This is a genomic window from Sphingopyxis sp. H115 (assembly GCF_001468465.1).
Lineage (GTDB): Bacteria > Pseudomonadota > Alphaproteobacteria > Sphingomonadales > Sphingomonadaceae > Sphingopyxis.
Map to the genome: position 1 here is coordinate 43,842 of NZ_LNSA01000009.1, position 24,311 is coordinate 68,152.

General features: G+C 63.9%; 23 protein-coding genes and 1 tRNA gene. 12 read left to right on the forward strand and 12 right to left on the reverse strand.

Annotated elements, in window-relative coordinates:
* Positions 1-122: 122 nt before the first annotated feature.
* The 7 genes from ATE71_RS08430 (at position 123) to ATE71_RS08460 (ending at position 8,365) form a co-directional block, all read left to right on the forward strand.
* Entirely contained in the window at positions 123-1,469 is a 1,347-nt protein-coding gene (locus ATE71_RS08430; RefSeq protein WP_058803028.1) for a glutamine synthetase family protein, read from the forward strand.
* Between the two features lie 120 nt (positions 1,470-1,589).
* Positions 1,590-2,858: an NAD(P)/FAD-dependent oxidoreductase gene (locus ATE71_RS08435; RefSeq protein WP_058803029.1), complete on the forward strand. Its 1,269-nt coding sequence runs from the start codon at positions 1,590-1,592 to the stop codon at positions 2,856-2,858.
* 13 nt (positions 2,859-2,871) lie between these two features.
* On the forward strand, positions 2,872-4,263 hold the full coding sequence (locus ATE71_RS08440) for a glutamine synthetase family protein (protein WP_058803030.1): 1,392 nt from the start codon (positions 2,872-2,874) through the stop codon (positions 4,261-4,263).
* 91 nt (positions 4,264-4,354) lie between these two features.
* On the forward strand, positions 4,355-5,461 hold the full coding sequence (locus tag ATE71_RS08445) for an ABC transporter substrate-binding protein (RefSeq protein WP_058803031.1): 1,107 nt from the start codon (positions 4,355-4,357) through the stop codon (positions 5,459-5,461).
* A 23-nt stretch (positions 5,462-5,484) separates the two neighbouring features.
* Entirely contained in the window at positions 5,485-6,390 is a 906-nt protein-coding gene (locus tag ATE71_RS08450) for an ABC transporter permease (RefSeq protein WP_058803032.1), read from the forward strand.
* The gene (locus tag ATE71_RS08455; RefSeq protein WP_058803033.1) at positions 6,390-7,232 is read left to right on the forward strand and encodes an ABC transporter permease; all 843 of its coding nucleotides are present in this window, start codon (positions 6,390-6,392) and stop codon (positions 7,230-7,232) included. Before ATE71_RS08450 ends, ATE71_RS08455 begins: the two co-directional genes overlap by 1 nt.
* Before the next feature lie 2 nt (positions 7,233-7,234).
* Positions 7,235-8,365 carry an ABC transporter ATP-binding protein gene (locus ATE71_RS08460; protein WP_058803034.1) on the forward strand — a complete coding sequence of 377 codons (1,131 nt, stop codon included), beginning with the start codon at positions 7,235-7,237 and terminating at the stop codon, positions 8,363-8,365.
* Positions 8,366-8,607: 242 nt separating this feature from the next.
* Here ATE71_RS08460 and ATE71_RS08465 read toward each other — a convergent pair whose 3' ends face one another.
* The 11 genes from ATE71_RS08465 to ATE71_RS08510 all read right to left on the reverse strand — a co-directional run bounded on the left by ATE71_RS08465 (position 8,608) and on the right by ATE71_RS08510 (position 20,139).
* Complete coding sequence (locus tag ATE71_RS08465; protein ID WP_058803035.1) at positions 8,608-9,546, reverse strand: DUF808 domain-containing protein; 939 nt, start codon at positions 9,544-9,546, stop codon at positions 8,608-8,610.
* 19 nt (positions 9,547-9,565) lie between these two features.
* Complete coding sequence (locus ATE71_RS08470) at positions 9,566-10,939, reverse strand: aspartate aminotransferase family protein (RefSeq protein ID WP_058803036.1); 1,374 nt, start codon at positions 10,937-10,939, stop codon at positions 9,566-9,568.
* Positions 10,940-11,044: 105 nt separating this feature from the next.
* Positions 11,045-11,785, reverse strand: coding sequence for a gamma-glutamyl-gamma-aminobutyrate hydrolase family protein (locus ATE71_RS08475; protein ID WP_058803037.1), 741 nt, complete (start codon positions 11,783-11,785; stop codon positions 11,045-11,047).
* Positions 11,786-11,827: 42 nt separating this feature from the next.
* Positions 11,828-12,799, reverse strand: coding sequence for a glucokinase (locus tag ATE71_RS08480; protein WP_058803038.1), 972 nt, complete (start codon positions 12,797-12,799; stop codon positions 11,828-11,830).
* Complete coding sequence (locus ATE71_RS22085) at positions 12,796-13,041, reverse strand: hypothetical protein (RefSeq protein WP_152998702.1); 246 nt, start codon at positions 13,039-13,041, stop codon at positions 12,796-12,798. Before ATE71_RS22085 ends, ATE71_RS08480 begins: the two co-directional genes overlap by 4 nt.
* 42 nt (positions 13,042-13,083) lie before the next feature.
* Positions 13,084-13,160: transfer RNA gene (locus ATE71_RS08485), tRNA-Arg, on the reverse strand.
* A 44-nt stretch (positions 13,161-13,204) separates the two neighbouring features.
* On the reverse strand, positions 13,205-13,732 hold the full coding sequence (locus tag ATE71_RS08490) for a DUF1254 domain-containing protein (RefSeq protein ID WP_058803039.1): 528 nt from the start codon (positions 13,730-13,732) through the stop codon (positions 13,205-13,207).
* Position 13,733: 1 nt separating this feature from the next.
* Positions 13,734-14,309 (reverse strand): DUF1214 domain-containing protein, encoded by a 576-nt coding sequence (locus ATE71_RS08495; RefSeq protein WP_058803040.1) that lies wholly within the window; start codon positions 14,307-14,309, stop codon positions 13,734-13,736.
* Positions 14,310-14,319: 10 nt separating this feature from the next.
* Complete coding sequence (gene ppdK / locus ATE71_RS08500) at positions 14,320-16,980, reverse strand: pyruvate, phosphate dikinase (RefSeq protein ID WP_201022934.1); 2,661 nt, start codon at positions 16,978-16,980, stop codon at positions 14,320-14,322.
* A 103-nt stretch (positions 16,981-17,083) separates the two neighbouring features.
* On the reverse strand, positions 17,084-19,261 hold the full coding sequence (gene glyS, locus ATE71_RS08505; RefSeq protein ID WP_058803133.1) for a glycine--tRNA ligase subunit beta: 2,178 nt from the start codon (positions 19,259-19,261) through the stop codon (positions 17,084-17,086).
* The gene (locus tag ATE71_RS08510) at positions 19,258-20,139 is read right to left on the reverse strand and encodes a glycine--tRNA ligase subunit alpha (protein ID WP_058803134.1); all 882 of its coding nucleotides are present in this window, start codon (positions 20,137-20,139) and stop codon (positions 19,258-19,260) included. The genes glyS and ATE71_RS08510 overlap by 4 nt, the downstream gene beginning before the upstream one ends.
* Before the next feature lie 272 nt (positions 20,140-20,411).
* Here ATE71_RS08510 and ATE71_RS08515 point away from each other — a divergent pair, with 272 nt between their 5' ends.
* The 5 genes from ATE71_RS08515 (at position 20,412) to ATE71_RS08535 (ending at position 23,679) form a co-directional block, all read left to right on the forward strand.
* Positions 20,412-20,741 (forward strand): UrcA family protein, encoded by a 330-nt coding sequence (locus ATE71_RS08515; RefSeq protein WP_058803042.1) that lies wholly within the window; start codon positions 20,412-20,414, stop codon positions 20,739-20,741.
* Positions 20,742-20,953: 212 nt separating this feature from the next.
* Positions 20,954-21,154 carry a helix-turn-helix transcriptional regulator gene (locus ATE71_RS08520; RefSeq protein WP_058803043.1) on the forward strand — a complete coding sequence of 67 codons (201 nt, stop codon included), beginning with the start codon at positions 20,954-20,956 and terminating at the stop codon, positions 21,152-21,154.
* Positions 21,155-21,158: 4 nt separating this feature from the next.
* Positions 21,159-21,770: a hypothetical protein gene (locus ATE71_RS08525; RefSeq protein WP_235587966.1), complete on the forward strand. Its 612-nt coding sequence runs from the start codon at positions 21,159-21,161 to the stop codon at positions 21,768-21,770.
* Between the two features lie 65 nt (positions 21,771-21,835).
* Complete coding sequence (locus tag ATE71_RS08530) at positions 21,836-22,783, forward strand: TraB/GumN family protein (protein WP_058803044.1); 948 nt, start codon at positions 21,836-21,838, stop codon at positions 22,781-22,783.
* 59 nt (positions 22,784-22,842) lie between these two features.
* On the forward strand, positions 22,843-23,679 hold the full coding sequence (locus ATE71_RS08535; protein WP_235587967.1) for a TraB/GumN family protein: 837 nt from the start codon (positions 22,843-22,845) through the stop codon (positions 23,677-23,679).
* Between the two features lie 73 nt (positions 23,680-23,752).
* On the opposite strand, the gene ATE71_RS08540 is transcribed toward ATE71_RS08535, so the two are convergent.
* Positions 23,753-24,301 (reverse strand): tetratricopeptide repeat protein, encoded by a 549-nt coding sequence (locus ATE71_RS08540; protein WP_235587968.1) that lies wholly within the window; start codon positions 24,299-24,301, stop codon positions 23,753-23,755.
* Between the last annotated feature and the right edge of the window lie 10 nt (positions 24,302-24,311).

A 24,311-nucleotide genomic window follows, 5' to 3' on the forward strand; every position in this document is an offset into this window, starting at 1 on the left:
AGAAATGGGCATCAATATATGCCGGAAATGGCTGAATAGCGTCCCCCTCTGGCGCTTCGCCAAAGCTTGCGATACGCTGGCCCCTTCACAACGGGTCGACTCCTCGGCCCAATCGGGGGCGCATGTCAGTCAATCTGGAACAATGGATCAGCGACCATAATATCGACGAAGTCGAATGTATCGTCCCCGACATCAACGGGGTGCAGCGCGGAAAGGTGCTGCCCGCCAAGAAGTTCCTGTCATCGGTGAAGGACAAGTCGCTGCGCATCCCGGGAAGCGTCTTCATCTGCACGATCGACGGCCATTATCCGGAGGATATTGACGATATCTGGGACAAGGACCCCGACAAATATCTGATCGCCGATCCCGACACGATCTGCGTCGCGCCCGGTTTCACCTCGCCGACCGCCTTTGTGATCGCAGACGCCTTCAACGGCGACGGCAGCGAGGTCGACATCGCGCCGCGCACGATCCTGAAGAAAGTGCTCGGCCTCTACGCCGAAAAGGGCTGGAAACCGATCATCGCGCCCGAAGTCGAATTCTATCTCGTCTCGCAGAACGCCGACCCCGATTTCCCGCTCACCCCGCCCATCGGCCAGTCGGGGCGCAGCGAAAGCGCGAGCCAGCCCTATGGGCTGGAGGCGATGAACGAATATGAGGATATCATCGATCATATCTACGACGATTGCGAGCTGATGGGCCTCGATATCGACACGATGATCCACGAAATGGGCGCCGCGCAGCTCGAAGTGAATTTCGAACATGGCGATCCGCTGCGCCTCGCCGACGAGGTGTTCCTGTTCAAGCGCGTGGTGCGCAATGTCGCCAAACAGCACAGCGTCTACGCCACCTTCATGGCGAACCCGATGGCGGGCCAGCCGGGCAGCGCGATGCACATCCACCAGTCGGTGGTCGATGCCGCGACCGGCAAGAACCTGTTTTCGACCGCCAACGGCCGGGATAGCGCGATGTTCCGCAGCTATATCGCGGGCCTCGTCCGCTACATGCCGCAAATCTCGCCCTTGTGGGCGCCCAATGTGAACAGCTTCCGCCGCATGCGTCCCGACAGTGCGGCGCCGATCAACGTCCAGTGGGGCGAAGACAACCGGTCGTGCGGGTTCCGCGTGCCGATTTCGGACAAGAACAATCGCCGCGTTGAAAACCGCCTGCCCGGCGCCGACAGCAACCCCTATCTCGCGATCGCCGCCTCGCTCGTCTGCGGCTATATCGGCATGGTCGATCGCATGGTGCCGGCCAAGCCGATCACCGGCAGCGCCTATAATCGCGCACGCACCTTGCCGCGCACCTTGGAGGCCGCGCTCGACCGCTTCGCCTCGTGCAAGAAAGTGCGCAACCTGCTCGGCGACGATTTCTTCGAAATTTTTTTCGCGGTGAAGGACTATGAGCTCTTCAACTATCAGTCGGTGGTGTCGAGCTGGGAACGCGAACATCTGCTGATGCGCGTCTGACCCGCAGATGATCCTCCGCGCTCTTCTTCCGTTTGCGTCGAGCGAAGTCAAGACGCCGTGCAGGCATGAGCGGCGTTTCGACTTTGCTCGATACGAACGGGATCGGAAGTCGGTGACCGAATGACCGATCCGCTGAAGCACAGCTATTATGCCGCAACCGCGCCCGAGCGGCAGTCGCGCAAAGAAATCCGCGGCGATACGCGCTGCGACGTCGCCGTGATAGGCGGCGGGTTTACGGGGCTGAGCGCAGCCTTGGCCTGCGCCGAACGCGGCTTGTCGGTCATCTTGGTGGAAGCCGACCATATCGGTTTCGGGGCATCGGGGCGCAATGGCGGACAGCTCATTCCCGGACTTCGCTGGACGGCTTCGGAACTGGAGGCCGAATTTGGAGCCGAACGTGCCGATGCGCTGTTCGACCTTTGTTGGCGCGACAATCGCGTCAAGGCGCGGATCGCAAAACACGGCATCGATTGCGACCTGAAAACAGGGCATCTGGAAGCGGCATGGACGCCGGCGGATTTCGGCGCCATGCGGCAGGAGGCGGATTATCTCGCGCGGCGTTTCGGCTATCAAAGCGATGTCGTCGAAAAGGCGGATTTGGCGCACCATATCGCGACGCCGCTCTATCACGGCGGCGTCTACGACCGTCAGGGCGGGCACTTCCATCCGCTGAACTATGCGCTCGGGCTTGCCGAAGCTGCCGAATCGGCGGGGGCCGATATATGGGAAGGTCAGCGCGCCTATGGCATAAGGCAAACGGCGCACGGCCTTAGCATACTGACCGATTGGGCGGACATCGACGCACGCTTCGTCATCGATGCCACCGACAGCTGGATCGGCGACGTCGAACCCGACCTCGGCCGCTACACGGTGCCGATCATGAACTATAATATCGCGACCGCACCGCTCCCCAACGCCGACGAACTGCTGCCCGGCGACGCAGCAGTCGCCGACAGCCGGTTTGTCCTCAACTATTTCCGCCTTTCGGCCGACAAGCGGCTGATCTTTGGCGGCGGCGAGCGTTATTCGCAGACGCCGCCGCGCGACATCGCCGCCTTCGTCCGGCCGTTCATGGCAGAGGTGTTTCCGCAGATCGCTGACGCAAAGATCGACTATGGCTGGGGTGGCGCCGTCGCGGTGACGATGAACCGCCTGCCGCACATCGGGCGGCGCGGGAACGTCTTTTTCGCGCACGGCTTTTCGGGCCACGGGGCGCTGGTCACGACGCTCGCGGGCGAGCTGATCGCCGAAGCGATGGCGGCAACGGCCGAGCGCTTCGACGTTCTGGCGGACCTGCCCTCGAAGCCTTTTCCGGGCGGCAAATGGCTGCGCCGCCCGCTCGCCACGCTGGGGCTCCTCTGGTATGCGCTGCGCGACCGACTGGGGTAAGGAGCAACACGGAATGTCGAAGTCGTCTGGCGTCATCGCCCCAAAGTCCGAGGCCGAAGCCTTTTTCAAGGCGAACCCCGACGTCGATTCGATCGAGATGATCTACACCGATTTCGGCGGCGTCCCGCGCGGCAAGCGCCTCCGCCAGCATGAGGTGCTCGCGGTGTACGAAAGCGGGCGCATGTTCCCCGGCTCGATCACCGTCGTCGATATCACCGGACAGGACACCGTCGAAACTGGCCTCGTGTGGGAGGATGGCGACGCCGACCGCTCGATGAAGCCCATCCCCGGCACGCTGGTCCGCACCCCCTGGGGCGGCGACCATGCCGCTCAGTTCCTCGTCGATTTCTACGAACTCGACGGCACCCCGCACGACCTCGACCCGCGCCACGTCCTCGGCCGCGTCGTCGACCGCTTCACCGCCGACGGCCTCACCCCCGTGCTCGCGGTCGAGCTCGAATTTTATCTCGTCGATCCGCGCCGCGCGCGCGACGGCAAGGTCCGCCCCGCGCGCCCCGCCTACAGCCGCGACACGCCGCGCAATGTCGAAGTCTATGGCCTGCGCGAACTCGACGATTTCCGCCCTTTTTTCGACGCGCTCTACGCCGCGACCGACGTGCAGGACCTGCCGCTCGAAAGCGCGATCAGCGAATTCGCGCCCGGCCAGTTTGAGCTCACTCTCCGCCACAAGCCTGACGCCCTGCGCGCCTGCGACGATGCGATCATGTACAAGCGCCTCGTCAAAGCGATCGCCCAGCAACAGGGGCTCGAGGCAACCTTCATGGCCAAGCCTTTCGCCGATCAAGCGGGCAGCGGCATGCACATCCACGTCTCGGTCGACGACGACGCGGGTGCCAATATCTTCGCCAGCGACGATCCCGAAGGCACCCCGGCGCTCCGCCACGCGATCGGCGGGATGATCGGCAGCGTCGGCGATGCTTTCGCGCTCTTCGCCCCGCACGCGAACAGCTACCGCCGCTTCAAGGCGAACAGCTATGCCCCCGTCGCGCCGACGTGGGGCGTCAACAACCGCACCGTCTCCTTCCGCATCCCCGCCGGCCCGCCGCCGAGCCGCCATGTCGAGCACCGCGCCTGCGGCGCCGATGCCAACCCCTATCTCGCCGTCGCCGCCGTCCTCGCCGGCATGCATCACGGCATGACGACCAAAGCCGATCCGGGCGTCGCGGTGGTGGGCAACGGCTATGACCGGGACAATTCGGGCGATGACAAGCCGCCGTCCAACTGGTTCGCCGCGGTCGACCGCTTCCACGCCTCGGGCCTGATGCGCGACTATCTTGGCGACCGCTTCGTCGACATGTTCAGCATCGTGAAGCGGGTTGAACAGGATAATTATTTCAGCGTCGTTCCGACGCTTGATTACGACTGGTATCTGCGCAACGCATGAAAGTTTCAAGGAATCTTGCTGCGGCGCAAAAAAGCACTTTCCAAGCCGGCTTTATTGAGTCAGCTTGACGTCACAAACAGGGAGGCTGCACATGGATCCGATTGAACTGATCAAGCAAACCCTGGGACGCCGTTCGTTGCTCCAGGCAATGGGAGTCGCTGCCATCGGCATCAGCTTCGGCGGGCTCGCCGCGTGCAGCAAGGGCGAGGGCAAGAAGCTCGCGAACGGCGAGGAGGCCAAGCTCAACTTCTACAATTGGGACACTTATATCGGCGAGAATACGCTCGACAATTTCAAGGAAGCGACCGGCGTCGACGTCACGATGGACCTGTTCGACAGCAACGACGTGCTGTTCGCCAAGTTCAAGGCCGGCAACCCCGGCTATGACGTGATCGTCCCTTCGAACGATTTTGTCGAACGTATGGCGAAGGCGGACATGCTCATGCCGCTCGACCACGCGCAGATCCCGAACAAGAAGAATATCGACCCCGCCTATATCAACGTCGAATATGACCTGCAGCGCAAATTTTCGATGCCCTATACTTGGCTCGCGCTCGGCATCGGCTATCGCAAGTCGAAGGTGTCGTCGCCGCCCGACAGCTGGAAAGTCCTGTTCGACAGCCCCGAATATGCCGGCCGCATCGCCTGGCTTTCGGAAGCGGGCGACATGTTCCGCCTCTACGGCAAATATCTCGGCAAGTCGGTCAATGCGCTGACCCCGGCGGACATTGCGACAATCGAAAAGATGATGATCAAGCAAAAACCCAATGTGAAGAAATTCCACGAGGACGACGGGCAGGATTTGCTGCTTAAGGGCGATTGCGACGTCGTGCTCGAATATAATGGCGACATCGCGCAGGCGATGGTCGAGGACAAGGATATCGATTTCGTCATCCCCAAGGAGGGGAGCCAGCTCAATTCGGACAATCTCTGCATTCCGAAAGGCGCGCCGCACCCGAAAAATGCCCACGCCTTCATCAACTATATCCTCGACGCCCAGGTCGACAAGGAAATCACCGAGACGATCCTCTACCCGACGCCGAACGCCGCGGCGAAGGCGTTGATGCCCGACAGTTACAAGAACAACCCCGTCATCTTCCCGCCCGCCGAAGCGCTGGCGAAATGCGAATATGCGCGCTTCAATGCCGAATTGCAGCCGCTCTACGAGGAAGCCTTCACGCGGGTCCGGGCGGCCTGACGGTCTGAAGGAGGCATCGGGGGGTGGCCGAACAGGACTGGAAAACGAACAAGGGGGTCTTCGCGGCGGTATCGTTGCCGACGCTCTTCTGGGTCCTGCTCTTCTTCCTCGTCCCGATGGCGATCGTCTGGCTGTACAGTTTCGGCGAGAACAAGGGCCTCACCGATATCGAGATTTCGGGCACGCTCGAAAATTACAAGCGCGCGACCGAGTGGCTCTATCTTACCATTTTCGGCAAGAGTTTCGCGGTCGCGGCGCTCGTCACCCTCATCTGCCTGATCGTCGGCTTTCCCGTTGCGATGGCGATCACCTTCGCCAGCGAGAAGTGGCGGCCGTGGCTGCTGCTCGGCATCATGCTCCCCTTCTGGACCAATTTGCTCATCCGCACCTACGCGCTGATGATGCTTCTCGGAACGCAGGGGTTCGCGAACAAGGGGCTCGGCGCGCTGTGGGAGGGGACGAGCTGGCTCAAGACGCTCGTCGGGCTGCAACCGCTGCCGACGTGGGAACCGGTGCAGCTTCTCTTCAACAATTTCGCGGTCGTCTTCGGCCTCGTCTACGTCCACCTCCCCTTCATGGTGCTGCCGCTCTACGCTGCGCTCGACCGGCTCGACCGCAGCCTGATCGAGGCGAGCCTCGATCTTGGCGCGGGTCATTTCCGTACGATCATGCGCATCGTCGTCCCGCTTGCCGCACCGGGCATCATCGCGGGTGTAATGATCACGCTGATCCCCGCGCTCGGCGCTTATCTCACCCCCGACCTGATGGGCGGGACCGACAGCCAGATGATCGCCAACGTCATCGAGCGCCAGTTCAAGAAAGCGAATGACTGGCCCTTCGGCGCGGCCCTCTCCTTCCTGCTCATATACGCGATGTTCATCCTGATCGCGCTGCAATCGATGCGCAAGAAAGTGCCGGAGGCAAGCTGATGGCGCTCTTCGCCCGCACGCCGATCGCACCGCTCGAATATAGCCGCACGCTATGGATGCGCCTGTGGGTCGGCGCGGTGATGCTGTTCCTCTATGCACCGCTGATCGTGCTCGTGATCTTCAGCTTCAACGACAGCAAGCGCAACGTCGTGTGGCGCGGCTTCACCACCAAATATTACGAGAAGGCGCTCGGCAACGACCAACTGGTCGAGGCGCTGCTCAATTCGCTGACCATCGCGGCGCTCGCGACGATCGCCAGCCTCGCGCTCGGCGCCGTCGCGGCAGTGATGCTATGGCGCTTCCGCTTTCCGCTGAAGGGCGCAGTCGACGGTACCATCTCGCTACCGATCATCGTTCCCGAAATATGCCTGGGCGTCGCCTTCCTGATGTTCTTTGCCGCGGTCGGCTGGCCGACCGATCTCGTTTGGCCGTTCAACCTCGGTGCAATCACCATCGCGCATATCACTTTCTGCTTCCCCTTCGTAACGATGGTCGTGCGGTCGCGCCTCGCGACCTTCAACCGCGAACAGGAAGAAGCCGCCAAGGACCTCGGCGCGAGCGAGTGGCAGGTGTTCCGCGACGTGCTGATCCCGCACATCAAGCCCGCGCTCGTCGCGGGCGCGCTGCTGTCCTTCACATTGAGCCTCGACGATTTCGTCATCACCTATTTCACCAGCGGCCCCGACACGATCACTTTCCCCGTGAAAGTCTATTCGATGGTCCGCTTCTCGGTGACGCCCGAGGTCAACGCCGCCTCGACCTTGCTCATCGTCCTGACCGTCGTCCTGACCTTCATCGCACTCAAGGCCCAGGGCGTGAAAGCCATTGCGGAAACCCACTGACCATGACCGATCCCACCAAACCGATCATCCAGATCCAGAATGTCTCGAAACGCTTTGGCAAGGTGACCGCGGTCGACAATGTCAGCCTCGACATCAACGCGGGCGAATTTTTCGTCCTCCTCGGCCCGTCGGGCTGCGGCAAAACGACGCTGCTGCGCATGATCGCCGGGTTCGAACTGCCCACCGAGGGCCGCATCCTCATCGACGGTCAGGATATGGCGGGCATCCCGCCGAACAAACGTCCGGTGAACATGGTGTTCCAGAGCTACGCCGTATTCCCGCACATGAGCGTCGCCGACAATGTCGCCTATGGCCTCAAGATTGCGGGCGTCAAAGGCGGCGAAGTCAAGGATCGCGTCGCCGAAGCGCTCGATCTGGTCAAGCTTGGGGGGTTCGAGAGCCGCATGCCCGACCAGATGTCGGGCGGGCAGCGCCAGCGCGTCGCGCTCGCGCGCAGTCTCGTCATGCGGCCCAAGGTGCTGCTGCTCGACGAACCGCTGTCGGCGCTCGATGCCAAACTCCGCGCGCAGATGCAGTTCGAGCTTTCGGAATTGCAGGAAAAGGTCGGCATCACCTTCGTCACCGTCACCCACGACCAGGACGAAGCGCTGTCGATGGCGTGCCGCATCGCGGTGATCAACAAGGGCGATGTATCGCAGCTCGCGGCGCCGTCGGACCTCTATGAATATCCCGCCAATCGCTTTGTCGCCGATTTCGTCGGGTCGGTGAACATCTTCGAAGGCAAGCTGACGCTCGACGAACCCGACAAGGCAGCGGTCGACTGCCCGGGTCTCGGCAAGGTCTATCTCAACCACGGCGTCACCGGTCCGCACGGCGCCGACGTCTGGGTCGCGCTACGGCCCGAGAAAATCTATCTCCACGTCCCCGGCGCGGGCAAGGCGGTCACCGCTGCAGCGCAGGACGCACCCGACGGCCACAATTTCGCGCGCGGCAAGATCAAGGGCATGTCCTATCTCGGCGACATCACCCTGTTCGAAATCGAGCTCGAAACCGGCGCGCGTATCCGCGTCTCGCGCCCGAACCTCTCGCGTCACGACCAGGAGGATTTTACCTGGGACGACAAGGTCAGCATGCATTGGCGCGCCGACAGCCCGGTGGTGTTGCTCGGCTGACCGCCGCGCCGGAAAAAGCGCTTTCCTACATTATGTTGGTGTGAGAGCCTTCGACCTGGCTCTTTCTCCTCGTCCATTCGAACCGCATCGCCCGTCCGCCTAAAGCCACAAAGGACACAGTTTCGTCGCGCACATGCGGGGTTTTTGTGGCTTTAAGGCCCTTCTTCGTCACCACGGACTTGATCCGGGATCCATTGCGGCGGCGAAGTCATGGCCCCCGGATCAAGTCCGGGATGACCAGATTAGTGCGCCGCCTTCTTCCCCGGCAGCATGTGCAGCACACCGACGATCACGCCGCCGAGCAGCAGCCCGAACACGCCCGCACCGCCCGCGTTGATCAGCCATTCCCACACGCCCGCACCGGGCAGCCCGCCCGCGACCGAGTGCGCGAAATCGTGCAGCCCGTGGCCGATATTGCCGATGTGATATTCGTCGAGCCCGTGCAGGAAAATCTGCCCCCCGACCCACAGCATCGCCGCGGTGCCGATCAGCGCCAGCGCCGAAAGCAGTTTGGGCATGAAGGTCACAAGCCCGCGCCCGATCGCGCGGCGCGCGCTGCTCCCTTCCTTCGCCATGTGCAGGCCGATATCGTCCATCTTCACGATCAGGCCGACGACGCCGTAAACCGCGATGGTGATCGCGACCGCGACCACCGCGAGCGTCGCGGCGCGCATCGCGAAATGCTCGTCGAGCACTTCGTTCAACGCGATCACCATGATCTCGGCCGAAAGGATGAAGTCGGTCCGCACCGCGCCCTTCACCATCGCCTCTTCGTGGTCCTGGTCGGCGACGATCGCCGCATCTTCGGCAAGGCTCGTCTTGTCCTTCTGAAGCGAGTGCAGCACCTTCTCTGCCCCCTCGAAACAGAGATAGGCTCCGCCGATCATCAACAGCGGCGTGATCGCCCATTGCGCGACCGCCGACAGCAGCAGCAAAGCGGGCAGGATCAGCACCAGCTTGTTGAAGATCGACCCCTTGGTGATCCGCCAGATGATCGGCAGTTCGCGGTCGGGAGTGAAGCCGGTGACGTAGCGCGGCGTCACCGCGGTATCGTCGACGACCACCCCCGCCGCCTTGACCCCGGCCTTCGACGCCGCGGCGCCGATATCGTCGATGCTCGCGGCTGCGACCTTGGCGATAGTCGCAATATCGTCGAGCAGGGCAAAAAGGCCTGAGGGCATAGGGGCTTGGTCTTCCTTCCTAGAGCGCGCGGAGCTTGGGCATCACCTCATCCAAGGATTTGCGGATGATGGCAACCATCTCGTCGATCTGCTCGGTGGTGATGATCAGCGGCGGGCACATGACCAGGCTGTCGCGGATACCGCGCACCATCAGCCCGTTCGCGATACACGCGTCGCGCGCCATCGGTCCCGCGGTCCCCTCGGCGCCGCCAAAGCGTGCACGCGTTTCCTTGTCGGCAACGATCTCGACCGCGCCCAGCAGCCCCACCGAGCGCGTCTCACCGACGATCGGGTGATCGTTCAGCGTCGCCAGCGCCTTCGCCAGATGCGGGCCGGTGACGCTGCCCGTGCGCTCGACGAGACCTTCGCGCTCGATAATCTCGATATTCTTGAGCGCGACCGCCGCGGCGACCGGGTGCCCCGAATAGGTGAAGCCATGCACGAAATCGCCGCCGGTCTTGAGCACGTCGACGACATGGCTCGCCACCGCGGTCGCCGAGATCGGCAGATATCCCGACGACAGGCCCTTCGCCATCGGCATCAGGTCGGGCGTGAAACCCATCGTCTCATGTCCCCACATCTTGCCGGTGCGCCCGAAACCGCAGATCACCTCATCGGCGACAAGCAGCAGGCCATATTTGCGCACCACTGCCTCGACCTTCGGCCAATAGCCCTTGGGCGGAATGATCACGCCGCCGGCGCCCTGCACCGGCTCGCCAATGAAGGCGGCGCAATTTTCGGGGCCGACCTCAAGGATCTTGTCCTCGATCGCCTGCACACAGGCGTCGCAGAATTCCTCCTCGGTCATCCCCTGCCCTTCGCCGAAATAATAGGGCTGGCGGACATGTTCGACGCCGGGTATCGGCAGGTCGCCCTGCGCGTGCATCGCCTTCATGCCCCCCAGCGAAACGCCCGCGACGGTCGATCCGTGATAGGCGTTCCAGCGGCTGATAAAGACAGTACGCTTGGGTTCCCCCTTCAGCTTCCAATAATGGCGCACCATGCGGAACACCGTGTCATTGGCTTCGCTGCCCGAGGCGTTGAAGAAGATATGCGGCAGGCGATTGCCGGTAAGCGAGGCAATCTTCGCCGCCAGCGTCACCGTCGGTGGCGTCGCGGTCTTGAAGAAGGTGTTGTAAAAAGGCAACTCGCGCATTTGCGCCGCCGCTGCCTCGGCCAGCTCCTCACGTCCATAACCGACGTTGACGCACCACAGGCCTGCCATACCGTCGAGGATGCGGTGGCCGTCACCGTCGGTGATGTAAACGCCCTCCGCATGGGTGATGATCCGGCTGCCACCGAGCTTTTCGATTTCGGCCCAGTCGGCCTGTGCGGGAAGATGATGCGCGACGTCGAGGCGGCGCAGTTCGGCGATATCGTGATTGCGAGGCATGAAATTTACTCCTGATTGTATGGAAACCGAAAGAAACCGGGTCCGAAAATCAGGGCGAGAAACTGATCCGCGCGAGATAGCGGTCATAGCGGGTGACGCGGCGGTTCATAATTCGCCTCTTAACGCACGTCCGAGGAGGTGAAAATAGGTCTGGCTGTCGTTGTTGCCGTCGGTCGCCCATTCGGGGTGCCACTGCACCGCGAGCAAAGGGGCGCCGTTCGGCCGCGCGCTATAGGCTTCGACCAGCCCGTCGGGCGCGCGCGCTTCGACCCGCAATCCTTCGGCCAGCGTCCCCACCCCCTGGTAATGGACCGAGTTCACCTCGAGCGACGGCTTTTTATAGGCCAAGGCGAGCATGCCACCGCCCACCAGTTCGACCTTGTGATGATGATCGAACATGCCTTCGAAGCTGACGCCATCAGGGGCGTGGTGATGGAGAAGTTCCTCGCTCGCCGACGTGTCGCGCCGCAGCGTCCCGCCCAGCGCGACGTTGATTTCCTGAAAGCCGCGACAGATGCCGAACAGCGGCCGCCGCGCCGCAATGACCGCCTCGACCAGTTCGGCCATCATCCGGTCGCGGTCGGGATCGAAGGGCCCGTCGCCGTCGGCCGGATCGCCGTAAAGCTCAGGCGCTATATTCGATGGAGTCCCGGTCAGCAGCACGCCATCGAGCCTCCCGACAATTTCGGCGGCGCGCATATAATCGGGCAAGGAAGGAATTATCAGCGCCGCGCAATCGGCATGCCGCATCGCCGCGGTCGCATAGCGGTTCATCACCACCTGCGCGAGCTCGGTGCCAACCATGCGGTTGCAAGCGATGATGCCGAGGACGGGGCGCGAGGACATGCCTCTTGCTGCCGGTTTTAGCGCGTTTGCGCCAGCGGAATCTCAGGCATGGCGGCGCGCGAACGCCGCCGCAGCGCCGAACAGCCCCGGCTGCGGGTGGGTGATAAGCTTGACCGGCAGCGCCGACATAAAGCCCTCGAACCGTCCCTTTTCGATAAAGCGTTCGGGAAAGCCCGAACGCACGAGGCTGTCACGGATGCGAAGGCCGAGACCGCCTGCAACGACGACCCCGCTCGCGCCCTGCGCCAGCGCCAAGTCGCCCGCGACGCTGCCCAGCGACAGGCAAAAGCGATCGACCGCCGCCGCGGCAAGGCTGTCGCCGCCGCTCAGCGCGCTGGTCCAGATCGCCTTGTCGTCGAGCCGTGGGATCGCACGCCCCTCGAGCGCGGCGAGCGTTTCATAGATATCGACGATGCCCGGCCCGGACACGATCCGTTCGATCGACACGCGCCGGTGCCGTTTGCGCAGCCGCGCGAGGATCGCATCCTCGATGCTATCGAGCGGCGCGAAATCGATATGTCCGCCCTCTGTCGCCTGCACACGGTACTCGGCGCCATCACGCCAGACATGCGCCACACCGAGTCCGGTGCCAGGACCGATAACCGTGATCGTGCCGATGGTCGGCAGCGGCTCGTCAGGGCCGGTAAGCCGCTCGAAATAACTTTCATCGGCCTGCGCCACGGCATGCCCGACAGCCTCGAAATCATTGACCAGCACATTATGGTCGACACCAAGCTTTTCGCCGATCAGCGCCGGACGGATGATCCACGGATTGTTGGTGAAACGGATGATGTCGCCGCGCGTCGGCCCGGCGATGGCAATCGCGACGGCACGCGGCAGCGCACCGCCCTGCTGGCGCTCGAAATCCTGCCACGCGGTCTGGAAGCTTGCATGATCCTTTGTATGCAGCGTCGTCGCCTCGCCGAGCGAGAGGACGCGTCCACCTTCGATCTCCGCGATCGCAAACCGCGCGTGCGTGCCGCCGATATCCACCGTGACGATTTTTTCGCTCATGACTCTCCCTTACCGTTGCGCGCGGCCGATGCGATTGCGGAAATGTCGCACAGGTCCGGGCGATGCAACAGGGCATAGCTATGCGCCGATACTGGGCGTTGCGCCCCATCAACCTCATTTGCGAATATTTTCAACTGTCGCAGCTCGTCGAGATTGCCCGCGCGGCCGCAGCGGTTTGCGCCGCCTTCGCATAGCGCCCCGGAGTCAATCCCGGCGCAGATGAAGGGTGCCGCACGGATCATCGCGCGCAATAAACAGACGCTAATCCAGCAGTGAAAGAGAAATGGCGCACCCGGAACGATTCGAACGTCCGACCCTCAGATTCGTAGTCTGATGCTCTATCCAGCTGAGCTACGGGTGCGTGGAGAGGCGCCTTTAGGACTCACCGCGCGGAGGCGCAACCCCCTATTTCGGATTTATGACCGTCCGGCACGACGATTGGCGGCGCGCCGCGTCGAGCGCGCCGATTTCGGCGGGCTCCCTGAGCAGAAGCCGGATCAGCGCAATGCCGCGATCTTGATCCGTCCGGACAATTTCGGCGCCCGCAGGCACCACCTGCCCCTCGCGCGCGACAATGATTCGATAGGGTTTGCCTGCCGCTTCGACATCGTTGCGCACGAAAATCACGTCGGTTGCGGCGTCGAACAGGCTAAGCGAGCTGTAGCGGCCCGGAACCGGCACCACATCGATCGCCAGCGGGCCTTGCGACAGGTCATAGGGGCAGCTGGAATAGGCCAGATCGGGGCTCGGCCGCACGACGGGCTGACGCTCGGGCGTGGCGAGATTGCCGTGCGACATACTATTGATGCCGCCCTGCCCCAGTCGATTCATGGCGATGTCCATCAGGCCATAAGGGAGGTACAGGATCGCGGCCCACATCGTCGCCGCGGCGACAATCAGGCCGAGAAGGACCGGACCGAACCAGTTGCGCATGTCAACACGCCTCTTTCACGAGACGGGGAAGCGTCGCCTTTTCCGGCGCGGCGCGGAACGCGTCGCCGGGGTTGTACATGCGCAGCGTCAATTGAAAGGCCCGCCCCTTGATCACGGGTAGCCACGCCGCTCCCTTTGGTTTGTTCGGCGAAATCGTCACGCGCCATTCGTTTTTTGTATCGAGCGCGACATTGGCGCCATTTACCGACCATAGGCGTGCTGGATTGTCGACGAGATAGCCGCTGTCGTCATAGACAGTGATGCTCCACCAGCGCGCGTCGAGCGGAGCGCCTGACAGGCTGTAACGGCAATCGCCATCGAGCCGGGCGCCCGAGGCGTCGGTTTTCGCCATCCAATAAACGGTTTCCTTCGCGGGCAACGCGAGCAACCCCGACCGGGCAACCATCGCCCGCGTCAGCGGGTCGGTCGCCTTGGTGCCATAGCCTAGCGAAGTCGTCCACGGGCCATTACGGATCGCTCCGTCGCCGAGCCCGCCATCGGTCAGCGCCCACGCGCCGCAAAGCCCCACCGCCAATCCGCCCACCACGGCGATCGCATAGCGGTGCCAGCCCTTCATGACGCGTCCCCTATCCCCGTTTCAGCGCCGCCTGTGCTGCCGCCAGCCGTGCGATGGGCACACGGTAGGGCGAGGCGCTGACATAGTCGAGGCCGGTTTTTTCGCAGAAATGGATGCTCGGCGCGTCGCCGCCATGCTCGCCGCAGATGCCGAGTTTGACGTCGGCGCGCGTCTTGCGACCGCGATCGGCGGCGATCTCGATCAGCTGGCCGACGCCCTCGACATCCAGGCTGACGAACGGGTCGGTCAGGAAGATACCCTTGTCGACATATTGCGTCAGGAAGCGGCCCGCATCGTCGCGGCTGATGCCGATCGTCGTCTGGGTGAGGTCGTTGGTGCCGAAGCTGAAGAATTCGGCGGTCTCGGCGATCTCGCCCGCCATCAGCGCGGCGCGCGGCAGTTCGATCATCGTGCCGACGAGGTACGCGATCTCACGGCCCTTTTCGGCAAACACCGCCTTGGCCTGCGCGTCGACCACCGCCTTCATCAGGTCGAACTCGCGCCGCGTCGCGACCAGCGGGATCATCACCTCGGGGATCGGCGCGGCGCCGGTTTCGGCGGCGACGTCGCACGCCGCCTCGAAGATCGCGCGCGCCTGCATCTCGTAGATTTCGGGATAGGTGACGCCAAGACGGCAGCCGCGATGCCCGAGCATCGGGTTGAACTCGTGCAGCTCGTTCGCGCGCGCCTTCAGCGCCTCGATGCCTACCCCCGCGGCGGCGGCAACGTCGGCGAAATCCTCCTCACGCGTCGGCAGGAATTCGTGGAGCGGCGGATCGAGCAGGCGGATCGTCACCGGCAGCCCCGCCATCACCCCGAATATCGCGGCGAAGTCGCCGCGCTGCTCCGGCAGCAGCTTGGCCAGCGCGGCGCGGCGGCCGTCCTCGCTGTCCGCCAGGATCATCTCGCGCACCGCGGTGATCCGCGCCGCGTCGAAGAACATATGCTCGGTGCGGCACAGCCCGATGCCCTCAGCCCCAAAGTCGCGCGCGACCTGCGCATCCTGCGGCGTCTCGGCGTTGGCACGCACCTTCATGCGGCGCACCTTGTCGGCCCAGCCCATCAGCACGCCGAAATCGCCGACCAGTTCGGGCAGCAGGGTCGGCACCTCGCCCGCCATCACCTCGCCGGTCGATCCGTCGAGCGTCAATATGTCGCCCTCGCGCAGCTCGCGTCCGGCGACGCGCAGCACCCGCGCCGCACCGTCGATCGACAGCCCGCCAGCGCCCGAGACGCACGGGCGCCCCATGCCGCGCGCGACCACAGCCGCATGGCTGGTCATCCCGCCGCGTGCAGTGAGGATGCCCTTGGCCGCGTGCATCCCGTGAATGTCCTCCGGCGAGGTCTCGACGCGGACGAGGATCACTGCCTCGCCCATCGCCGCGGCCTTTTCGGCGCTGTCGGCGTCGAACATGATCTTGCCCGATGCCGCGCCGGGGCTGGCGGGCAGCCCCTTGGTCAGCACGTCGCGCGGCGCCTTGGGGTCAAGCGTCGGATGGAGGAGTTGGTCGAGCGCGCCCGGATCGACGCGGCCAACCGCTTCTTCTTCGGTGATCAGCCCCTCGGCCGCCATATCGACTGCGATCTTCAGCGCCGCCTTGGCGGTGCGCTTGCCGCTGCGCGTCTGCAGCATCCACAAAGTCCCGCGCTCGACGGTGAACTCGATGTCCTGCATATCGCGGTAATGCGTTTCGAGCGTGTCGAAGACGCGGCCGAGCTCGCCAAAGGTCTCAGGCATCGCTTCTTCCATCGAGGCTGGCTTGGCGCCCGCCTTTTCGCGCGCAACCTTCGTAAGATATTGCGGCGTGCGGATGCCCGCGACGACGTCCTCGCCCTGCGCGTTGATCAGCCATTCGCCGTACCAGGCGCGCTCGCCGGTCGCGGGGTCACGCGTGAAGGCGACGCCCGTGGCCGAGGTGTCGCCCATATTGCCGAACACCATCGCCTGCACATTGACCGCGGTCCCCCATTCGGCGGGGATCGAGTTCAGGCGGCGATAGACTTTCGCGCGGTCGCTTTCCCAGCTTGCGAACACCGCGCCGACCGCGCCCCACAGCTGGTCGTTCGGTTCCTGCGGGAAAGGCGCGCCGGTCTCGCGCTCGACGATCGCCTGATATTCCTTGACGAGCGCCTGCCAGTCTTCCGCCGACATCTCGGTATCGAGGAAAAAGCCCTTGTCTTCCTTGGCGATTTCCAGCGCCTCCTCGAACTCGGCATGGTCGAGGCCCATGACGACATCGGCGTACATCTGGACGAAGCGGCGATAGCTATCCCATGCGAAGCGCGGGTCGCCCGACGCTTCGGACAGGCCGACCACGGTGCGGTCGTTGAGCCCGAGGTTGAGGACGGTGTCCATCATCCCCGGCATCGACACGCGCGCGCCCGAACGGACCGAGACGAGCAAGGGGTCGGCGGGATCGCCGAACGTCTTGCCGGTGATGCCCTCGATATGCGCGATGCCCGCAGCGACATCCTCGACCAGCCCGGCGGGGAATTGTTCGCCGTTTGCATAATAAGCGGTGCAGACGTCGGTGGTGATCGTAAAGCCCGGGGGCACCGGCAGGCCGATCGAGGCCATTTCGGCGAGGTTCGACCCCTTGCCGCCCAGCAATTCCTTCGAACGCTCGGCCGTGGTGGCCGCGCCGCCGAACAAATGCACCATCTTCGTCATCATATGCTCCTGCTGCCCCGGGGAGGAGGTTGCGGCTGGATAGGGTGGACTATTGTTATCGTCGATTCAGTTTTACTTCGTTCGCTGCAAAGCTGCCGTAACGTCAGCCCTCGATCTTAGAGAAATCGGCGACGCCATGCACCGCGCCGGTAAATCGCGCGAGCAAGCCCAGGCGATAGGCGCGAACCGCTTCGTCGGGGTCGTTGACCATCACGCCGTCGAAAAAGGCATCGATCGGCGCACGGAGCGACGCCAGCGCGGCCATCGAGTCGGTGAAGCGTTCTTCGGCAACCGCGGCGGACGCCGCAGGCTCGGCGGCATCGAGCGCGGCGAGCAGCGCCGCGTCGGCATCGGTCGGCGGCGTCGTGGCAGCGATGCCGCTCACCTCGCCGGCCTGCTTCAGGATATTCGCCGCACGCTTGTACCCCGCGAGCAAATTTGTCCCGTCCTCGGTTGCCATGAACGCCTGCAGAGCTTTCACGCGGGCAAGCAAGCGAACGAGATCGTCCTCGCCGCCGAGTGCGAACACCGCGTCAATCAGGTCGTGACGGACACCGGCTTCGCGCTGCTGGACTTTGAGGCGGTCAGCGAAGAAGTCGAGGAGGTCATGAGCTCTAGTGTCGAAAGCCATCGAATACTGCCCAAATGGCTTCAACCCGACAGCATTGCCGCCCGTCACTGCCATAACACCGAGCCCCTCTGCTTTGGCAGCATCCATGGCCCGTCGCACCCGAACCTTGCTAGCATTCGTAATGGCAGTACCGCCCGCTTGGGTTGCCATATCCAGAATTGGCAAGAGGCCGAACCTCAATCCATTCTGAATAATGAGGCTTTCGATGGAAATGGTTGCACGACGGAGGGCAAACGGATCCTTGGAACCTGTCGGCTTTTCATCCGCGGCCCAGAATGCGCCTAAAGTGTCCAGCTTATCCGCCAGCGCCACAGCCACCGTCACCGGAGCCGTTGGCACATCATCGCCCTGCCCGACCGGCTTGTAATGGTCGCGGATTGCGTCGGCGACCGCATCAGGCAGGCCTTCGGCGCGGGCGTAATAGCCGCCCATCAGGCCCTGCAATTCAGGGAATTCGCCGACCATCTCGGTAACGAGATCGGCCTTCGCCAGCTCGGCCGCCTGCCGCGCGAGTGCAGGGTCGCAGTTCGGGACGATGCCTTCGCTCGCCAGCCATTCGGCGAGCTTCGCGACGCGCTCGACCTTGTCGGCAACGGTGCCGAGCTTTTCGTGGAAGGTGATGTTCGCGAGCTTTTCGGCGTGCTGCGCGAGCGTCTTCTTCTGGTCCTGTTCCCAGAAGAAGCGTGCGTCGGACAGGCGCGCCGCCAGCACCTTGCGGTTGCCCGCGACGATCTCAGCGCCGCCGTCCTTCGCGTCGATGTTCGCGGTGCAGACGAAGCCGTTCGCCAGCTTGCCGTCGGCGCCGTTCACGACGAAATATTTCTGGTTCACACGCGCGGTGAGCTGGATCACCTCGGGCGGCACTTCGAGGAACGCTTCGTCGAAGCGGCCGAGCAAGGGGACCGGCCATTCGGTCAGCCCGGCATTCTCGATCACCAGCCCCTCGTCCTCGACCAGCGTCAGCCCGGCATCCGCCGCGGCTTTGGCGGCGCCGTCGCGGACGATTGCCTGCCGCTCCTCATGGTCGACGATGACGTGGCAGGCGCGGAGCTTCTCGGCGTAGTCCGATACCGAGCCGATAGTGATCTCACCCGGGCAATGGAAGCGATGGCCGCGCGTCGCGAAACCGCTGGCGATGCCACCGACCTCGCACGGCACCAGTTCCTCGCCGAAAATCGCGACGATCCCCGAGAGCGGACGCACCCAGCGCAGGCTTTCGCTGCTCGCGCTCGCCTTGCCCCAGCGCATCGACTTGGGCCAGGCGAAGGCGCGGACGATTGCGGGGATCGCTTCGGCCAATACCTCGGCGGTCGCGCGGCCGGGTTTGTCGATGACGGCGAAATACACGCCGTCGCGATCTTCAAGCTGGTCCTGCGTCAGGCCGGTCTTGCGCAGGAAGCCTTCGAGTGCCTGCGGCGGCGCGTTGCTGCGCGGGCCTTTGAGCTCCTCGCTGACCGCTGCGGTCGCCTCGGGAAGGCCCTTCGCGATCAGCGCAAGGCGGCGCGGGGTCGACCAGATGGTGAGGTCGCCCGCTTCGAGGCCGGCGGCGCTGAGTTGCGCGCGGAACAGCTTTTCGAGTTCGGCGCGTGCGGCGGCCTGCATCCGCGCCGGAATTTCCTCGCTGCGCAGTTCGAGAAGAAAGTCGGTCACAGCGTCCACCCCGGATATTTTTCGGTCCAGCGCTCGGACTGGCTGTCGATCCACGCTTTGCAGCTGCCCTTCGCGAGGTCGCGGACGCGCGCCATATAATTGGCGCGCTCCTGCACGCTGATCACGCCGCGCGCCTGGAGCAGGTTGAACAAATGGCTCGCCTCGATCGCCTGGTCATAGGCCGCGAGCGGCACGCCCGCTTCGATCGCACGCTGGCACTCATCTGCGGCCGCCTTGAAGCCCGCAAAGAGCGTGTCGGTATCGGCGACCTCGAAATTCCATTTCGAGAACTGGCGTTCATTCTCCAGAAACACGTCGCCATAGCTGACCGCCGCGACATCCCCGACCGCGTCGGAGAAGCGCAGGTCGTACACATTATCGACATTCTGGATATACATCGCGAGGCGTTCGAGCCCGTAGGTCAGCTCGCCTGCGACGGGCTTGCAGTCGAAGCCGCCCATCTGCTGGAAATAGGTGAACTGGGTGACTTCCATCCCGTCGCACCAGACTTCCCAGCCCAGCCCCCACGCGCCGAGCGTCGGCGATTCCCAGTCGTCCTCGACGAAGCGGATGTCGTGGAGCAACGGATCGATGCCGATTGCGGCAAGGCTTCCCAGATACTGCTCCTGCAGGTCGGCCGGCGACGGCTTCAGGATCACCTGATATTGGTAATAATGCTGGAGCCGGTTCGGGTTCTCGCCATAGCGACCATCCGTGGGCCGGCGGCTCGGCTGGACATAGGCGACGTTCCACGGCTCGGGACCAAGGCTGCGCAGCGTCGTCGCGGGGTGGAACGTCCCCGCCCCCACGCGCATGTCATAGGGCTGCAAAATGGCGCAGCCGCGTGCGCTCCAGTAATTGTGCAGCGTCAGGATCATGTCCTGAAAGCTGAGTGGTGTCTTGTCCGCCCCGTCGGCCACGGCCGCAATATCCTTCGCAGGTGCAAAAATCGCCGCCGCATTGGCCCAGCGACGCCGCATGGTCAAGGCTCCGCGCCGTTCGCCACAGTGCGAAAAGTTGCGTCCTAGTCAGGTCTTCAGAACTTTTTGTCAGGTCTTATTGACATAGTCAGCGAATCGCGACATATAGTCATGCATACATGACACCAAGACAGGCAAACATGACGATCCGCAATCCAAGGAGACCAGATATGATCACCCGTACGCTCATCCTCACGTTGTCGCTCGCTGCTGCGGGCGCGCCCGCCGTCGCCGCCGAAACCGAGACGGTCGTCGCCAACGTGCGCACCGACGACCTCAACCTGACACGTACCGCGGGCCGCGAGCGCCTCGACTTGCGCATCAGGAATGCCGTGCGCCGCGCGTGTAATAGCGCGCATCGCGGTGCCGCCGCCCGCGCGGACGAGGCGGCCTGCGTCGCCACGGCGCTGGCCGATGCCGATCACAAGGCGGCCCGCGCGATCGCCCGCGCCCAGGACGGGACGCAGCTCGCGCTGTTGATCGTCGAGACCAGCCGCTGAACCACCCGTGGCCAGCGCCAGCTTTCGTTTCGGCCGGGCCTCCCCGGTGACGGCCGGCGACCTGGGCTGGAGCGCGCGCGGCAGCGGCGCTCCAGTCCTTGCCCGGCGATCGGCTATTTCATTCGTCATCCGGATAAAGAGCTCCCCTCCCAAGACATTTCGATGTTTATAGGAGACGATGACCATCCGGGTGACATTCTGCCGAGGCGCCAATGAACAACAAATTGAAAGTGCTGCGCGCGATGCGGAACTGGAGTCAGGCCGAACTGGCGGACCGGCTCGACGTATCGCGGCAGGCGGTCAACGCGATCGAGACGGGGAAATACGACCCGTCGCTGCCGCTCGCCTTCAAGCTCGCGCGCCTGTTCGAAATGCCGATCGAGGAAATTTTCGATGACGGCCATGAAGGATAAGATAATGACGAACGATCCGCAGCGCCGCCGCATTCCCGGGATGGGTTGGCCGATAGCCATCTTCGTGGGCACGGCGATGCTTGCCGGCGCCTTTGCCGGGTATAGCGAAACACGCGCCGAACTCGGCCACCCGGCGCTCGCCCCCTGGGCCGGCGCAATGATTGCCATCGGGCTCGGCGCAGCCGCTTTCGCCCTTTACGTGCGCCGTCACGCGGACTGGTTCCGGCAATGGTCGCCGCGCAAACGGCTTTATTGGATTGGCCTCGTCCTCGCCGGAACGCTCGGGCTGGTATCGGCGATCATGCTCCAAGCGAACGGAGACACCGATCTGATGAGCGACAGCGCAATGACGCCGACGCTGGCGATCGGGCTCTCTGCGCTGTGGTTGATCGGCCTGGTCTCCGCCTTGATTATCTACCACCGCACGATCGACGATCACGAGCGTATGGCCTATCAGATCGCCGGCCTCGCGGGCTTCTATGCCTTCGTTGTCCCGTGCCCAATGTGGTGGGTCCTCGCACGCGCCAGTCTTGCGCCACCGGTCGAAGCGATGCCGCTTTTCGTGCTCTCGCTTACCGTCAATGCACTGGTCTATTGCTGGTTCAAATTTCGGTAATCCCCTGTTTCCCCTTCTCCTCCCATCCGGCCAAGAGCGCCGTCGAATCGAAAGGTAGTTTTCCCATGAAGAGCTGGTTCAAGACGCTCGCCGCAACCTGCGCGATCATCCCCTTCGCCCAATGCGCGCTCCTCCCGAACAGCAATGCTGCCTTGGCCGCCGAGCCCGTTCCGGCAGCGACGCAGGAGGCACCGGCCACCACCGATGCCGACCCTGCGCTGTGGGTCGTAAAGGACGAAGATACGACCATTTATCTCTTCGGCACGGTGCATGTGCTCAAACCCGGCCTCGGCTGGTTCGACGAAGCCGTAAAGACGGCCTTCGATGAGTCCGACCAGTTGATGCTCGAAGTCGTCCTCCCCGAAGATCCGTCCGAAATGATGAGCACGATGATGCCGCTCGCGATCGACCAGAGCGGCAAGACGCTGTCGTCGCGGCTCGACCCGGACCAGCTCAAGGCCTATCAGGCCGCGCTGGCCAGCGTCGGCATCGCACCGGCCCAGTTCGACATGTTCGAACCCTGGTTCCCCGGCATCACCCTGTCGGTCCTTCCGCTCACCAAGCTCGGTTACGACCCCGAGCAGGGCGCAGAAAAGCGGCTCACCGGATTTGCCAAAACGGCGGGCAAGCCGATCGGGGGGCTTGAAACGCTGACCGAACAGCTCGGCTTTTTCGATACGCTGCCCGAAACGCAGCAGGTCGCCTTCCTGAACGCGGTCGTCCGCGACCTCGACAAGCTCGGACCGCAGCTCGACAAGATGGTCGCGCTGTGGGCCAAGGGCGACCCCGACGGCCTCGCTATCGCGATGAACGAGAGCCTGGCGGCGACGCCCGAACTCGCCAAGACATTGCTGTGGGATCGCAATGCGCGCTGGGCGGACCAGCTCAAGGCCCGAATGGACCAACCGGGGACGGTTTTCGTCGCGGTGGGCGCCGGACATCTCGCGGGCGCGCACAGCGTGCAAGACTATCTGAAGGAACGCGGCCTAACGGCGACGCGGGTCGAATATTGAGGCGCACGGCATATTTCCACCGACTTTGGGGTCGCCGCCTTGCGGCGGCCCTATTGCCTTTGCTGCTCGCCGCATGCGGCGCCGCGCCCGAACGTCAAGAGGCGCGCCCCGCGATGTGGCTGGTCTCCGATGCCGATACGAGCATCTATATACTTGGCACGATGCACGCTCTGCCGCGCGGTACCGATTGGGCCGGGGGCCGGGTGGCGCAAGCGATCGACGCCGCCGACGAACTGATGCTGGAATTGCCCCCCGCCGAGCTCGCTAGCGCGGGCGAGGTGTTCCGGACACTCGCTCCGCGCAACGGCCCGCTCGCGATCGAGGCGCGCCTGTCCGGCAAAGCCCTTACCGGCTTTCGCGCGCTCGAAGCGAGCGGCCGCAGCTTTGGCGAGGACGGACTGGACGATTGGGCGGTGATGGTCCTTATGGGCCAGCGCGTCGCGCAGAACGCCGGCCTGTCACCGAGCGACGGAGTCGAAGCGGGGCTGACCGCCAAGTTCGAAGCCGCGGGCAAGCCGATCGGCGGCTTCGAAACCGCCCGGGGTCAGCTCATGCTGTTCGAAAAGCTCGATCCGCAGACGCAGCGCGTCCTGCTCACACGCGCGGCCGAGGAAGCAAGCGATGCAGTGAAGCAGGTGCGCACCCTGACTGCAGCATGGGGCCGCGGCGACATCCATGCGCTCGAAAAGGTGATCAACGAGGATATCGATAGCGTGCCCGCCGCGCGCGAGGCGATCATCACCGACCGCAACCGGCGCTGGAGTGCATGGGTGAGGCGCCGGATGGAACAGCCCGGGACCGTGTTGGTAGCGGTGGGCGCTGGGCATCTGGTAGGAAGCGATGGGGTCCCGGCGATGATCGAGGCCGGCGGGATGACGGTGACACGAGCGCAGTGATCAAATGTTGGCGTTGGGACGGGAGCCGGCCATTGGCCATCCCGGACCGGTCCGCTCTTCGCGGGGGCAGCGATCAGTTCTGGTTGCTTGCGCCGACGGTCGCGACGACCGGTTTCGGCACCAGCACTTCGGCGGCGACGACGCGTTTCGAGGCGCTGGCGGCGATCGTCTTTTCGAGGCTGGCCACCTGCGGGCAGCTTGCCTTGCACACGCGCTGTGCTTCGGCGAGCTTTTCGCGCGCAAGTTCAAGCGCGCCCTTGTCGGCCAGCGCCTCGCCCTGTCCGGTCAGCGCGACGATATCATTGGGTTCGAGGACCAGCGCCTCGCGATACAGGCCGATCGCCTTACCCGGCAGCCCTTGCGCGCGCGCGACCTGAGCCAGCGCGATGATCGCCGAGCGGTTGCGCGGATCGGCGGCCAGCGCCGATTCGTAAAGACCGATCGCAGAATCGAGTTCGCCGGCCTCTTGCGCCTTTTGCCCTTCGTGCTGGAGCGCAATCGAGCGGGGAAAAATATCGTTGTCGGCGCGTTGCGCATCGGACGCGGTGGGCAGGCTGGCGAGGATCGCCCCCGCAGTTAGAGCCAAAAAGCCGACGCGCATCGCATTCTCCCATCGCTTCATTGCAGGCGAT

What these genes read in the sequence shown, in the direction of transcription:
- ATE71_RS08435 (WP_058803029.1), top strand. Translation starts at nt 1,590, where the DNA reads ATGACCGATCCGCTGAAGCACAGCTATTATGCCGCAACCGCGCCCGAG.
- ATE71_RS08490 (WP_058803039.1), bottom strand. Translation starts at nt 13,732, where the DNA reads ATGCGCAACTGGTTCGGTCCGGTCCTTCTCGGCCTGATTGTCGCCGCG.
- ATE71_RS08510 (WP_058803134.1), bottom strand. Translation starts at nt 20,139, where the DNA reads ATGATCCTGACGCTGCACAATTACTGGAGCGCACGCGGCTGCGCCATT.
- ATE71_RS08460 (WP_058803034.1), top strand. Translation starts at nt 7,235, where the DNA reads ATGACCGATCCCACCAAACCGATCATCCAGATCCAGAATGTCTCGAAA.
- ATE71_RS08520 (WP_058803043.1), top strand. Translation starts at nt 20,954, where the DNA reads ATGAACAACAAATTGAAAGTGCTGCGCGCGATGCGGAACTGGAGTCAG.
- ppdK (WP_201022934.1), bottom strand. Translation starts at nt 16,980, where the DNA reads ATGACGAAGATGGTGCATTTGTTCGGCGGCGCGGCCACCACGGCCGAG.
- ATE71_RS08470 (WP_058803036.1), bottom strand. Translation starts at nt 10,939, where the DNA reads ATGCCTCGCAATCACGATATCGCCGAACTGCGCCGCCTCGACGTCGCG.
- ATE71_RS08530 (WP_058803044.1), top strand. Translation starts at nt 21,836, where the DNA reads ATGAAGAGCTGGTTCAAGACGCTCGCCGCAACCTGCGCGATCATCCCC.
- ATE71_RS08540 (WP_235587968.1), bottom strand. Translation starts at nt 24,301, where the DNA reads ATGAAGCGATGGGAGAATGCGATGCGCGTCGGCTTTTTGGCTCTAACT.
- ATE71_RS08475 (WP_058803037.1), bottom strand. Translation starts at nt 11,785, where the DNA reads ATGTCCTCGCGCCCCGTCCTCGGCATCATCGCTTGCAACCGCATGGTT.
- ATE71_RS08480 (WP_058803038.1), bottom strand. Translation starts at nt 12,799, where the DNA reads ATGAGCGAAAAAATCGTCACGGTGGATATCGGCGGCACGCACGCGCGG.
- ATE71_RS08455 (WP_058803033.1), top strand. Translation starts at nt 6,390, where the DNA reads ATGGCGCTCTTCGCCCGCACGCCGATCGCACCGCTCGAATATAGCCGC.
- ATE71_RS08465 (WP_058803035.1), bottom strand. Translation starts at nt 9,546, where the DNA reads ATGCCCTCAGGCCTTTTTGCCCTGCTCGACGATATTGCGACTATCGCC.
- ATE71_RS08445 (WP_058803031.1), top strand. Translation starts at nt 4,355, where the DNA reads ATGGATCCGATTGAACTGATCAAGCAAACCCTGGGACGCCGTTCGTTG.
- ATE71_RS22085 (WP_152998702.1), bottom strand. Translation starts at nt 13,041, where the DNA reads ATGATCCGTGCGGCACCCTTCATCTGCGCCGGGATTGACTCCGGGGCG.
- ATE71_RS08430 (WP_058803028.1), top strand. Translation starts at nt 123, where the DNA reads ATGTCAGTCAATCTGGAACAATGGATCAGCGACCATAATATCGACGAA.
- ATE71_RS08525 (WP_235587966.1), top strand. Translation starts at nt 21,159, where the DNA reads ATGACGAACGATCCGCAGCGCCGCCGCATTCCCGGGATGGGTTGGCCG.
- ATE71_RS08440 (WP_058803030.1), top strand. Translation starts at nt 2,872, where the DNA reads ATGTCGAAGTCGTCTGGCGTCATCGCCCCAAAGTCCGAGGCCGAAGCC.
- ATE71_RS08515 (WP_058803042.1), top strand. Translation starts at nt 20,412, where the DNA reads ATGATCACCCGTACGCTCATCCTCACGTTGTCGCTCGCTGCTGCGGGC.
- ATE71_RS08495 (WP_058803040.1), bottom strand. Translation starts at nt 14,309, where the DNA reads ATGAAGGGCTGGCACCGCTATGCGATCGCCGTGGTGGGCGGATTGGCG.